At 64.0% G+C, this 12,132-nt stretch carries 12 protein-coding genes; 8 read left to right on the top strand and 4 right to left on the bottom strand.

The window, feature by feature from the left end; genetic code table 11:
- Positions 1-24: 24 nt before the first annotated feature.
- Together N0K08_RS06895 and N0K08_RS06890 are read left to right on the top strand one after the other, a co-directional pair.
- Positions 25-810, top strand: a complete 786-nt coding sequence (locus tag N0K08_RS06895; RefSeq protein WP_261499358.1) for an enoyl-CoA hydratase — start codon at positions 25-27, stop codon at positions 808-810.
- A gap of 165 nt (positions 811-975) precedes the next feature.
- On the top strand, positions 976-1,629 hold the full coding sequence (locus N0K08_RS06890) for a bactofilin family protein (RefSeq protein ID WP_261499357.1): 654 nt from the start codon (positions 976-978) through the stop codon (positions 1,627-1,629).
- 58 nt (positions 1,630-1,687) lie between these two features.
- On the opposite strand, the gene N0K08_RS06885 is transcribed toward N0K08_RS06890, so the two are convergent.
- Positions 1,688-2,161 carry an acyl-CoA thioesterase gene (locus N0K08_RS06885; protein WP_261499356.1) on the bottom strand — a complete coding sequence of 158 codons (474 nt, stop codon included), beginning with the start codon at positions 2,159-2,161 and terminating at the stop codon, positions 1,688-1,690.
- 39 nt (positions 2,162-2,200) lie between these two features.
- Here N0K08_RS06885 and N0K08_RS06880 point away from each other — a divergent pair, with 39 nt between their 5' ends.
- Positions 2,201-4,033 carry an ABCB family ABC transporter ATP-binding protein/permease gene (locus tag N0K08_RS06880; protein WP_261499355.1) on the top strand — a complete coding sequence of 611 codons (1,833 nt, stop codon included), beginning with the start codon at positions 2,201-2,203 and terminating at the stop codon, positions 4,031-4,033.
- A gap of 34 nt (positions 4,034-4,067) precedes the next feature.
- Positions 4,068-5,009 (top strand): 2-hydroxyacid dehydrogenase, encoded by a 942-nt coding sequence (locus tag N0K08_RS06875; RefSeq protein WP_261499354.1) that lies wholly within the window; start codon positions 4,068-4,070, stop codon positions 5,007-5,009.
- A 57-nt stretch (positions 5,010-5,066) separates the two neighbouring features.
- Here N0K08_RS06875 and N0K08_RS06870 read toward each other — a convergent pair whose 3' ends face one another.
- The 3 genes from N0K08_RS06870 to N0K08_RS06860 form a co-directional block, all read right to left on the bottom strand.
- On the bottom strand, positions 5,067-6,101 hold the full coding sequence (locus N0K08_RS06870; RefSeq protein ID WP_261499352.1) for a DctP family TRAP transporter solute-binding subunit: 1,035 nt from the start codon (positions 6,099-6,101) through the stop codon (positions 5,067-5,069).
- 171 nt (positions 6,102-6,272) lie between these two features.
- On the bottom strand, positions 6,273-7,571 hold the full coding sequence (locus tag N0K08_RS06865; RefSeq protein ID WP_261499350.1) for a TRAP transporter large permease: 1,299 nt from the start codon (positions 7,569-7,571) through the stop codon (positions 6,273-6,275).
- On the bottom strand, positions 7,568-8,122 hold the full coding sequence (locus N0K08_RS06860) for a TRAP transporter small permease (protein ID WP_261499349.1): 555 nt from the start codon (positions 8,120-8,122) through the stop codon (positions 7,568-7,570). The genes N0K08_RS06865 and N0K08_RS06860 overlap by 4 nt, the downstream gene beginning before the upstream one ends.
- A gap of 190 nt (positions 8,123-8,312) precedes the next feature.
- On the opposite strand from N0K08_RS06860, the gene N0K08_RS06855 reads away from it, so the two are divergent.
- From N0K08_RS06855 to N0K08_RS06840, 4 genes are all read left to right on the top strand, one after another.
- Positions 8,313-9,260 carry a LysR substrate-binding domain-containing protein gene (locus tag N0K08_RS06855; protein WP_261499348.1) on the top strand — a complete coding sequence of 316 codons (948 nt, stop codon included), beginning with the start codon at positions 8,313-8,315 and terminating at the stop codon, positions 9,258-9,260.
- A 331-nt stretch (positions 9,261-9,591) separates the two neighbouring features.
- On the top strand, positions 9,592-10,491 hold the full coding sequence (locus N0K08_RS06850) for an amino acid ABC transporter substrate-binding protein (RefSeq protein WP_261499347.1): 900 nt from the start codon (positions 9,592-9,594) through the stop codon (positions 10,489-10,491).
- 106 nt (positions 10,492-10,597) lie between these two features.
- Entirely contained in the window at positions 10,598-11,353 is a 756-nt protein-coding gene (locus tag N0K08_RS06845; RefSeq protein WP_261499346.1) for an amino acid ABC transporter permease, read from the top strand.
- Positions 11,354-11,355: 2 nt separating this feature from the next.
- Complete coding sequence (locus tag N0K08_RS06840; protein WP_261499345.1) at positions 11,356-12,027, top strand: amino acid ABC transporter permease; 672 nt, start codon at positions 11,356-11,358, stop codon at positions 12,025-12,027.
- The last annotated feature ends 105 nt before the right edge of the window (positions 12,028-12,132 follow it).

Below are 12,132 nucleotides of genomic sequence, written 5' to 3'. Positions count from 1 at the left end.
TTGCGCGCAAAGGAAAATACCGACATGACTGACACCCTCTCCCAAGACATTCTTGTGCACACCGAAGACGGCGTGTGCACGCTCACGTTCAACCGGGTTGCCAAGAAGAACTCCATCACCCAGGCCATGTATGGCGCCATGGCCGAGGCCTTGGCCGCGGCCCGCCAGGACGCCGCAGTGCGCGTCGTGGTGTTCCAGGGCGATCTGGCGATCTTCAGCGCCGGCAACGACCTGGGCGATTTCCTGAACGCGCCACCCCGAAGCCTGGGCGAGGAGACTCCCACGCTACGTTTCATGGGCGAGCTCGCGGATTTCCCCAAGCCGGTGATCGCTGCCGTCTGCGGCCCGGCCGTGGGCATCGGCACCACCATGCTGCTGCACTGCGATCTGGTCTATGCCGGCGACAACGCGGCCTTCTCCCTGCCTTTCGTGAACCTGGGCCTGTGCCCCGAGTTCAGCTCCAGCCTGCTGCTGCCCCAGATGATGGGCCACCACCGCGCGGCCGAAGCCTTGCTGCTGGGCGAGCCTTTCCTGGCCGAAGCGGCGCTGGAAGTCGGCCTGGTCAATCGCGTGGTGCCCCCCAACGAATGCAATGCCCTGGCCCAGCGCCAGGCCCGCAAGCTGGCCGCCAAGCCGCTGTCGGCGCTGATCGAATCCAAGCGCCTGATGAAGATGGGCCAGGCGACGCTGGTGCGCAAGCAAATGCTCGAGGAAGGCCAGAGCTTCGGCCGCATGCTGCACGAGCCGGCGGCGCGTGAAGCGGTGTCGGCGTTTGTGGAAAAGCGTCGCCCCGATTTCAGCAAAGTCTGAGGTGTCGCTGGGCTGTGTGACGACGCAGCCCAGCCGAAACACTGTGTGATCAGGCAAAGATTGCAAGCATTTGAATCAATCGAGCGGGTTGGTTACTTTTATTGCGAGATGGAGGGAATTGTTGCCAGGATGACGACTAGCATGGTCCTTTTCCAAGGAGAGACCATGGCTGTGCAGAACCCGTTTTTTGGCAAGCGTGATACCGACGCATTCACCCCCCGCAACTCCGCCACCGGCATGGCGTCGACTGGCAGCAGCTTCGGTAGCAGCCAGGCTGGCGTGCAGCCCGCAGGCCAGAGCGCCAGCACGGTTTCCGCAGCCGCCGCACCAGCGCAGAGCCAAGGCGGCAGCCGCCTCATCGTTGGTCCCAACATCAAGCTCAAGGGCGTGGAAATCACCGACTGCGACACGCTGGTTGTCGAAGGCACGGTGGAAGCGACCATGGATTCGCGCGTCATCGAAATCGCCGAGCAAGGCGCTTTCCACGGCACGGCTGAAATCGATGTGGCGGAAATCCGCGGCGTGTTCAACGGCACGCTGATCGTGCGCGAAAAACTGGTGATCTACAGCACGGGCAAGGTCAGCGGCAAGATCCGCTACGGCCGGGTGGTGATCGAAGAGGGCGGTGAGCTCACGGGCCAGATCGAGGCAGGCTCGCCAGTGGCGGCGACCGCGGCCCTGGCACTGGGCAACAGCGCAGCACAGAGCCCGGTCGCTTCCGCTGCCAGCGCGGCGACGTCCAGCGCCACCAGCACTTCTTCCGCCAGCCAGTCCAGCATCAACCCGGTGCGCAACGTACTGGGCAGCGTTCCGGCCTGATTCTTTTACCGCCGTGACATGGCCAGCCCCTGGCAGCAGGGCCTGGCCATTTTTGCGTTCAATTGCCGGCTTGGGCCTTCAGCTCGGCATTGCGCTGCGCCGTCTGGCGCCAGGCGGCGGTCTGTGCGTTTTCTGGCAAGGCCTGGGGCGCGCCCTGGGCGTCAATGGCCACATAGGTCAGCAGTGCTTCGGTCACTTTGACAAAGCGGCCCTGGTTGGCAAAGCGCTCGGCATAGACTTCCACGTCCACCGTGACCGAAGTACGGCCCACGCGCTGCACGCTGGAATAGAACGACAGGATGTCGCCCACGCGCACCGGCTGCTTGAAAATGAATTCGTTGACGGCCACCGTGACCATGCGCGGTCCCAGGCGGGACGGCAGGACCGATCCGGCCAAGTCGACCTGTGCCATGACCCAGCCGCCGAAGATGTCGCCATTGGCGTTGACATCGGCTGGCATGGGAATCACCTTGAGCACGAGATCCTTGTCTACGGGCAATGGGTGAGGAGGAAGGTCTGGACGCGGTGGCATGGGCACAATCGGAGGATATAACAACAGGAATTGTCCCCGATGCGCCGTTCTGCCGAGTCTCCTCAGGATTTACCCGTATCAGCATCCACAGCTTCCCGCGCGGAATGGGCGGCGCTCAAGCGCCTGCTGCCCTATCTGTGGGAATACAAGTGGCGCGTGCTGGCGGCCTTGCTGTTCATGGTGGTGGCCAAGGTGGCGAATGTCGGCGTGCCCGTGCTGCTCAAGGAGCTGGTCGACGCCCTGACCTTGAAGCCGGGTGACCCGGCGGCGGTGCTGATCGTGCCCGCGGCCATGCTGCTGGCCTATGGGGCGCTGCGCTTTTCGACCTCGCTGTTCACCGAGCTGCGCGATCTGGTGTTCGCCAAGGCCACGCAGGGCGCGGCGCGCAGCATTGCGCTGTCCACCTTCGAGCATTTGCATGCGCTGAGCCTGCGGTTTCACCTCGAGCGCCAGACCGGCGGCATGACGCGTGACATCGAGCGCGGCGTGCGCAGCACCGAATCGCTGATTTCGTATTCGCTCTACAGCATTCTGCCGACGCTGATTGAAATGCTGCTGGTGCTGTCCATCCTGGCCATACGCTTTGACGTCTGGTTTGCCGTCATCACCTTGGCCGCGCTGGTGGGCTACATCGTGTTCACGGTCAAGGTGACGAGCTGGCGCACCCGTTTTCGCCGTGAGGCCAACGCCCAGGAATCGGCGGCCCATACCAAGGCCGTGGATTCGCTGCTGAACTACGAGACCGTCAAGTACTTCAACAACGAAGCGTTCGAGGCCAGGCGCTACGACGAGAACCTGGAAGAGCTGCGCCGCGTGCGCCTCAAGAGCCAGGTCACGCTGAGCCTGCTGAACACCGGTCAGCAACTCATCATTGCCGCGGCGCTGGTGGGCATTCTGTGGCGTGCCACGCAGGGCGTGGTCGACGGACGCATGACGCTGGGCGATCTGGTCATGGTCAATGCCTTCATGATCCAGCTGTACATCCCGCTGAACTTCCTGGGCGTGATCTACCGCGAAATCAAGCAAAGCCTGGCCGATCTGGACCGCATGTTCGTGTTCATGGACCGTGAGCGCGAGGTGGACGATGCGCCCGATGCCGTGCCATTGCAGCTGGCGACATGCCCGGCCGTGCGCTTCGAAGACGTGCACTTTGCCTACGACCCGGCGCGGCCCATTCTGCGTGGTGTGAGCTTCGAGATCCCGGCGGGCAAGACCGTGGCCGTGGTCGGCCCTTCGGGCTCCGGCAAGTCCACGCTGGCGCGGCTGCTGTTCCGCTTCTACGACGTGCAGCAGGGCCGCATCGCGATTGCCGGCCAGGACATCCGCAGCCTGACCCAGGCCAGCCTGCGCCAGGCCATAGGCATCGTGCCCCAGGACACGGTGCTGTTCAACGACACGGTGGAATACAACATCGCCTACGGCCGCGCGGGCGCCAGCCACGACGAGGTGGTGGCCGCGGCCCAGGCCGCGCGCATCCATGACTTCATCGCCGGCACGCCCCAGGGCTATGCCACGCGGGTCGGCGAGCGCGGGCTCAAGCTGTCGGGCGGGGAAAAGCAGCGCGTGGCGATTGCGCGTACCTTGCTGAAGAACCCGCCGATTCTGATTTTCGACGAGGCGACTTCGGCGCTGGATTCGGCCAACGAGCGCGCCATCCAGGCCGAACTGCAAAGCGCGGCGCGCAACAAGACCACGCTGCTGATCGCCCACCGCCTGTCCACCGTGGTCGATGCACATGAAATCCTGGTGCTGGACGCCGGCCAGATCCTGGAGCGCGGCACCCATGCGCAGTTGCTGGCCCTGGGCGGGCGCTACGCCGAGATGTGGTCGCTGCAGCAAAGCCAGGCCGTGGGCGACGAAGCCCTGGCCTGATGTCGCCGATTCTTTTGTTGTTGGACTGTCTGCCATGAAACCTGTACTGCTTGCGCTGAACTTTCTTTCCCCCGGGCACCTGGCCCAGCTGGCCCGCGCCTTCCCCACGCTGGAGCTGGCCTATGAGCCCGACACCACGCGGTGGGCCGAGGCCATCGCCACGTTCGGCCCGCGTGTGCAAGTGGTGTTGACCATTGGCTCGACGGGCCTGAGCGCGGCGCAGATGCAGGCCATGCCCGGTTTGAAACTGGTCAGTGCCTTGGGCGCGGGCTACGAAAACATCGATCTGGCCCATGCCAGGGCGCATGGCATTCAGGTCGCCAATGGCGCGGGCACCAACGACGAGTGCGTGGCCGACCATGCGATGGGCCTGTTGCTGGCCTCGCTGCGCGGCATCGTGCGGCTGGACCGCCTCACGCGCGCCGGTGTGTGGCGCACGGCCTTGCCCTTGCCGCCCCATGTCTCGCACAAGCGTCTGGGCATCGTCGGCCTGGGCACCATTGGCGCGCGGATTGCGCAGCGCGCCCTGGGCTTCGAGATGGAAGTCGGCTATCACAACCGCCGCCCGCGCGAAGGCCTGGCCTATCGCTACTTCGACGATCTGCTGGCACTCGCGACCTGGGCCGATGTGTTGCTGGTGGCCACGCCGGGCGGCGCGGACACGCGCCACCTGGTGAATGCCGAAGTCCTGGAGGCCTTGGGCGCCAACGGCCATCTGGTGAACATCGCGCGCGGCAGTGTGGTCGATACGGCCGCGCTGGCTGCGGCGATCAGAGGCGGCCGGCTGGCGGGCGCGGGGCTGGATGTCTATGAAAGCGAGCCCCTGCCGCCGGCCGAGCTGCTGGACCTCGACGCCGTGGTGCTCACGCCCCACGTAGGCGGCTGGTCGCCCGAAGCCGTGCAGGCTTCGGTGGACCGCTTCGTGGCCAATGTGCGCTGCCACCTGGAAGGCCGGCCGCTGATTTCTCCGGTGTAATCTGTAGGTAGAAAAAAAGCCCCGCTCTGCGGGGCTTTTTGTCAGTGGAGGGCAGGTTTACTGCTTGCGCTCGGCAATCGCCTTTTCTGCCTTGGCGACCAGGTCGGTGCCGATCTGGCCCTTCCACTTGTCGTAGACCGGACGCGTGGTCTTGACGAAAGCTTCGCGCTCGGCGGGGCTCAGCTGGGTCACGGTCACGCCCATGCCGGCGATTTCCTTGAGCACGGGCTTGTCGGCTTCGATCAGTCCCTTGCGGGCAATGGCGATTTCCTGCTTGCCGGCATCGAGCGCGGCCTGGCGCACGATGGCCTGGTCGGCCGGAGTCCACGAGGCCCAGATTTCCTTGTTGACCACGAACACCAGCGGATCGGCCATGTAGCCCCAGGTGGTGACGTATTTCTGGCCCACGGTGTGCATTTTCAGCACGGTGAACATGAACAGGGGATTTTCCTGGCCGTCCACGGCGCCGCTGGCCAGCGCCGGCTGGGCATCGGCCCAGCTCATCTGCGTGGGGTTGGCGCCCAGGGTGCTGAACATGTCGGAGAAGATGGGTGAGCCGACAACGCGGATCTTCAGGCCCTTGAGGTCATCGGGCTTGCGGATGGCGCGCTTGGAATTGCTGATTTCACGGTAGCCGTTCTCGCCCCAGGCCAGCGGCACGACGCCGGCCTTTTCCAGGTTCTTGAAGATGTCCTTGCCGACTTCGCCCTGGGTCAGCGCGTCCACGGCCGCGTAGTCGGGCGTGAGAAAGGGCAGGGAGAACAGGTTCAGCGACTTGACCTGGGGCGACCAGTTGATGGTCGAGCCCACGGCCATGTCGATCACGCCCTGGCGCAGCGCGCTGAACTCGCGCGTCTGGTCGCCCTGGATCAGCGAGACGCCGGGATAGAGCTTGACGTTGATGCGTCCCTGGGTGCGCTCCTTGACCAGCTTGGCCCAGATCTCGCCGGCCTGGCCCCAGGGCGATGGTGGGCCCAGCACCAGCGACATGCGGTACTCGCTCTTGTAGTTCTGGGCCAGTGCCGCCGGAGCGGTGAAGGCCAGGGCCGCGGCCGCGGCGACCGCGGTGGTCAGAAAGCTGCGCAGTTTCATGTGTTGTCTCCTCTGTTGGTTATTCAAATTCGTGATTCAAGGCGCAGTCCATGCAACTGGCGTGTCCCAGCAAGGGGGCAGCGAGCAAGCGCCGCCGCGCAGCGAGGCTGCCGTCCCCCTCCACCGAAGGATGAGAGGGGGAAGACGCGTAGCGGCTCAGGGGGTGTCATTTCAATATCCCAGCCGGTGGGGCAGCCACAGCGCGAGCTGCGGGAAGGCGATCACCAGCAGCATCACCATGAACATGGCCAGCAGCATGGGGCCGACCCAGCGCACGGTGGACTCCATGCGCACGCCGGCGATGCGGCAGGAAACCATCAGGTTCACGGCCAGCGGCGGAGTGAACTGGCCCAGTGCGACCTTGAGCGTCAGGATCACGCCAAACCAGACCGGGTCCCAGTGGTAGTGCTGCATGATGGGCAGCAGCAGCGGCACGAAGATCAGGAACACGGAAATGCCGTCGAGGAACATGCCGACGGTGATGAGCAGCAGGATCAGCAATGCCAGCACGCCGTATTCACCCAGGCCGGAGTTGACGATGGCCTTGGCCACCGGATCGATCACGCCCAGCGTGGACAGCGAGAACGCGAAGATGCCGGCCAGCGAGACCACCAGCAGGATCACGGCCGACAGTTCGCCGGCTTCGCGCAGGATGGGGAACAGGTCGCGCACGCCGATGGTGCGGTGGATCACCATGCCCACGAACAGTCCGTAGAACACGGCGACCACGGCGGCTTCGGTGGGGGTGAACCAGCCGGCGCGCATGCCGCCCAGAATCAGCACCGGTGCGGCCAGGCCCCAGGCGGCGTCGCGCAGGCTTTTCCAGAACTCGGGGCGGGGCAAGGTGGCTTCGAGCGCGCCCATCTTGTGGCGGCGCGACAGCCAGACGGCCGGCACGATCAGCGCAATGCCGGCCAGCACGCCGGGAATCATGCCCGCGGCAAACAGTGCCGGCACCGAGGCGCCGGGCACGAGCACCGAGTAGATGATGAAGGCCACCGAAGGCGGAATCAGGATGTCGGTGGCGGCGGCGGCGCCGACCACGCTGGCCGAGAACGAGCCGGGGTAGCCGGCGCGGCTCATGGCCGCGATCATCACGCCGCCCACGGCCGCCGCATTGGCCGGCCCCGAGCCCGAAATGCCGCCCAGGAACATGGCCACGGCAATCGCCACCAGCGGCAGCATGCCCGGGCCGCGGCCGACGATGGCGATGGCGAAATTCACCAGCCGCAGGGCCACGCCCGAACGGTCGAAGATGGAGCCCACCAGCACGAACATGGGAATCGCCAGCAGCGGGTACTTGCCCAGGCCGGCGTAGAAGTTCTGCGGCACGGCCAGCAGGCCGAACCATTGGGCGTCGGCGTTGGCCAGCGCAATGCAGGCCGCGCCCGCCAGGCCCAGGGCCGCACCGATGGGGACACCAGCGCACATCAGCGCCACAAAGGCCACAAACAACAGCGTGGCGATCATAGTTGCGGTCCTTGGGGCAGGCTGGACTCAGCGTCGTCTTCGGTGAAGGCGCCAGGCAGGCCCTGGCGCTTGAACAGTCCCAGGGCGCGCAGCATGATCACCGTGGAGAACACCGGCAGCCAGACCGAGTACCACCACTGCGGCACGCCGATGCCCGGAGAGGTTTCATCGAAGCGAAAGTCGTCCCAGACCACGCGCACGCTCAGCACGGCGATCAGGCCGAACAGCAGCGCGACCAGCAGGGAGCCCAGGCGTGCCAGACGCCGGCGGCGCTGGACCGAGCCGCTGTGGGCAAAGTATTCGATGCGGATGTGCTGGTCGCGGGCCACGGCGGCCGAACCGGCGACCAGGGCCAGCACGATCATCAGAAAGACCGAAATTTCTTCGGTCCAGGCAAAAGAGGAGTTGGTGAAGTAGCGCACCAGCACGTTGGCAAACGTGATCAAGGCCAGGGCGCCCATGATGATCACGGTGAGCCAGTCTTCGATGCGCAGGGAGCGGGGAGGGGCCGAGGCGTCATCGCGCTCGGGTGCTGAAGGTGGAAGAGGCATGAAGGCAGGCAGTCAGAAAAACGCGTAACAACGGAGAAAAGACTTCGCCTTGCCCTGTGGTGTTGTGTACCGGAGGGACGTGACGCAGCCCCGCCGGATAGGTGGGGGCAAATCATTATCTGACCCTGTAACGCGTCTGAACATGCGGGTTGGCCCGGGCATAAGAGCCTGTCGCGCGGATAATGCGCGCATGGAAACCAAATGGCTTGAAGATTTTGTGAGCTTGGCTGAAACCCGCAGTTTCAGTCGCTCGGCGCAATTGCGACACGTGACCCAGCCCGCATTTTCCCGCCGCATCCAGGCGCTGGAAGCCTGGGCCGGGACCGATCTGGTCGACCGCAGCTCCTACCCGACCCGCCTCACGCCGGCAGGCAAAACCATGTACGACCAGGCGATCGAGATGCTGCAATCGCTGCAAAGCACGCGCAGCATGTTGCGTGCGCACGTCAGCGCCGGCAAGGGCATGATCGGTTTTGCGGTGCCGCATACGCTGGCGTTCACGTTTTTCCCGGCCTGGGTGTCGAACCTGCACGGTCTGTTCGGGCCGTTTCGCAGCCGGCTGTTCGCGCTGAACGTGCATGATGCCGTGATGCGCCTGGTCGAAGGAGGCTGCGACCTGCTGATCGCTTATCACCACCCTTCGCAGCCGTTCCAGCTCGACCCCGACCGCTATGAAATGGTCAGCCTGGGCCGCGAAGTCCTGGCCCCCTATGTGAAGCCCGATGCCCAGGGCCAGCCCATGCACCTGCTGCCGGGCACCCAGGCCCAGCCGCTGCCCTATCTGGGCTATGCCGCAGGCGCTTACCTGGGCCAGGTGACGGAGCTGATCCTGAAAGAGGCTGGCGAAGCCATCCATCTGGAGCGGGTCTACGAAACCGACATGGCCGAAGGCCTCAAGGCCATGGCCCTCGAAGGCCATGGCGTGGCCTTTCTGCCCTACAGCGCCGTGCGCAACGAGCTGAAATCCGGCCGGCTGGTGAGCGCCGTGCCGCAAGGCGTGGAATCGTTTCGCATGCACATGGATGTGCGCGCCTACCGCGAAAAGCCCACGGCCAAGGACGCGCCCAAGGGCGTGGCGCAAAACCTCTGGACCTTTCTGCAGGAACACGGCAATACGCTGGAGATGGGCCAGCCCTAGGCTCGCCGCGAGCCACACGAAGTGTGGCCTAGGGTAAGCCGGGTCGTGGCGGGGGCATATCGCCGCTAGCATCTAGGGGGCGACAAACTGCCTGGCTTGCGTCGCTGCGCGCCCGTCCGACCCTGCCGGCGTGGATGGTTTCAGCGGATCGGGCCTGCTTCTTGCTAGGTGTTTGCCCTGAGGGCGCGCCCTGTTTTGCCTGAATCGCCATGGTTTTCACCATCTGGCGGGACGGTCAGTAGCAGAATGTCGCAACCGTCGAGTAATGCAAGCGGTCCACAGCGTGTTCCCGCTCCGCTTATTTATCAGCAGTCATCCAGAGGAGATCGGTATGAAGAAACATTTATTGGCAGTCGCAGTCATGGGTTTGCTCGCAGGCAATGTGTGGGCGCAAACCAATGACACGTTGGCCAAGATCAAGTCGTCAGGCACCATCACGCTGGGTGTGCGCGAATCTTCGGGCGCCCTGGCCTATACGCTGGGCGACGGCAAGTATGTGGGCTTTCATACCGAAATGGCCGAGCGCGTGACACGCGATCTGCAGCGCCAACTGGGCCTGACCAAGCTGGAAGTGCGCTACCAGCCCGTGACCTCGCAAAACCGCATTCCCCTGGTGACCAATGGCACCGTTGATCTGGAGTGCGGCTCGACCACCAACGACACCAACCGCCAGAAGGACGTGGACTTCGCCATGACCACGTACATGGAAGAAGTGCGCATTGCGGTGAAGGCCAATTCGGGCATCAACGGCATCAAGGACTTGAACGGCAAGTCGGTGGCCACCACCACGGGCACCACTTCGGTGCAGATCCTGCGCAAGAACGAGCGCGCGCAAGGCATCGACTTCAAGGAAGTCATGGGCAAGGACCACGCCGACAGCTTCCTGCTGCTCGAGTCGGGCCGTGCCGACGCCTTCGTGATGGACGGCTCCATCCTGGCGGGCAATATCTCCAAGTCCAAGAACCCCAAGGACTTCAAGATCGTCGGCGAAGTGCTGTCGGTGGAACCCATCGCCTGCATGGTGCGCAAGAACGATCCAGCCTTCCTGAAGGCCGTGGACGCCAGCATTCAGCGCCAGGTGGCCGATGGCACCCTGGAAAAGAGCTATGACAAGTGGTTCATGCAGCCCATCCCTCCTGCCAACCAGAAGGTGGGCCTGCCTTTGTCCGAAGCCACCAAGAACGCCTGGATGCATCCCAACAACAAGCCAAAGGAAGCTTTCAACAAGTAAGCACGGCTGGCGTGCCTAAGGAAAACCCTCTTCTGGCTGAGCCTGAAGGGGGTTTTTGTGTAAAGGGCCGCGGCCCTTCGCAATGGGATCAAATAAAGGAAATCCTATGAGTTGGGATTGGCAGGTGTTCTGCGAGGACACGCTGGACCGCGTGGCGGTGCAAGGGTGCTTCGGCAAGGGCGGCGACATCACCTATATGGACTGGATGTTGTCGGCCTGGGGGTGGACGGTGTCGGTGTCGCTGCTGGCGCTGCTGATAGCGCTGGTGGTGGGCGGTGTCATTGGTGTGATCAGGACGTTGCCCAACAGCCCCTGGCTGGTGCGTTTCGGCAACGCCTGGGTGGAGCTGTTTCGCAATATTCCCCTGCTGGTCCAGATTTTTCTCTGGTACCACGTGGTGCCCGCCTTCGTGCCGGCGATGAAGTCCGTTCCGGGCTTTGTGCTGGTGGTGCTGGCCTTGGGTATTTTCACTTCGTCACGGATCGCCGAGCAGGTGCGTTCGGGACTGCAGGCCCTGCCGCGGGGCCAGCGCTATGCGGGCATGGCCGTGGGCTTCACGACCTGGCAGACCTACCGCTATGTGCTGCTGCCGATGGCGCTGCGCATCATCATTCCGCCGCTGACCAGCGAGACGATGAACATCTTCAAGAACTCGTCGGTGGCCTTTGCCGTGTCGGTGACGGAGCTGACCATGTTCGCCATGCAGGCCCAGGAAGAAACCGGCCGCGGCGTCGAGGTCTACATGGCCGTCACGGGCCTGTACGTGATTTCGGCGTTTGCGATCAACCGCATCATGGCCTGGATTGAAAAACGCACCCAGGTGCCCGGCATGATTGCCGTCTCGAATGCAGGAGGGCATTGAGCATGAACCTCCAAATCGACTTTGGTTTCTACAACTGGGACCTGCTGAGCAACTTCGTGCTCAAGGGTGTGTACTTCAGCCTGATGCTGACGGCCGTCGCCACCTTGGGCGGCGTGCTGTTCGGCACGGTGCTGGCGCTGATGCGTCTGTCGGGCAAGAAGTGGCTCGTGGTGCCGGCGACGATCTACGTCAACGGCATGCGCTCGATTCCGCTGGTCATGGTGATCCTGTGGTTCTTCCTGCTGATGCCCGCGCTGATCGGCAAGCCCATTGGCGCCGAACTGTCGGCCTACATCACCTTCATTGCCTTCGAGGCCGCCTATTTCAGCGAGATCATGCGCGCCGGCATCCAGTCGATCTCACGCGGTCAGGTGAATGCGGGCCAGGCGCTGGGCATGAGCTACGGCCAGAACATGCGTCTGGTGATACTGCCGCAGGCGTTTCGCAACATGCTGCCGGTGCTGCTGACGCAGACCATCATCCTGTTTCAGGACACATCGCTGGTCTATGCCATCGGCGCCTACGACATGCTCAAGGGCTTTGAAGTCGCGGGCAAGAACTACGGCCGGCCGATCGAGGCCTACCTGGCCGCTGCCGTCGCCTATTTCGTGCTGTGCTATGCGCTGTCCTGGATGGTCAAGCGCCTGCACAAGAAAATCGCAATTATTAGGTAGCACCCCCTGAGCGGCTGCGCCGCTCCCCCCTCTCATCCTTCGGTGGAGGGGGGCGACACCATCGCTGCGGGGCGGCCCTTGCTCGGTGTCCCTGAGTTGGGGAGC

It is taken from the genome of Acidovorax bellezanensis, assembly GCF_025421555.1.
GTDB lineage: Bacteria > Pseudomonadota > Gammaproteobacteria > Burkholderiales > Burkholderiaceae_C > Comamonas > Comamonas bellezanensis.
Note: the sequence above shows the minus strand (reverse complement) of the source record. Positions and strands in the feature narration are given on the sequence as shown.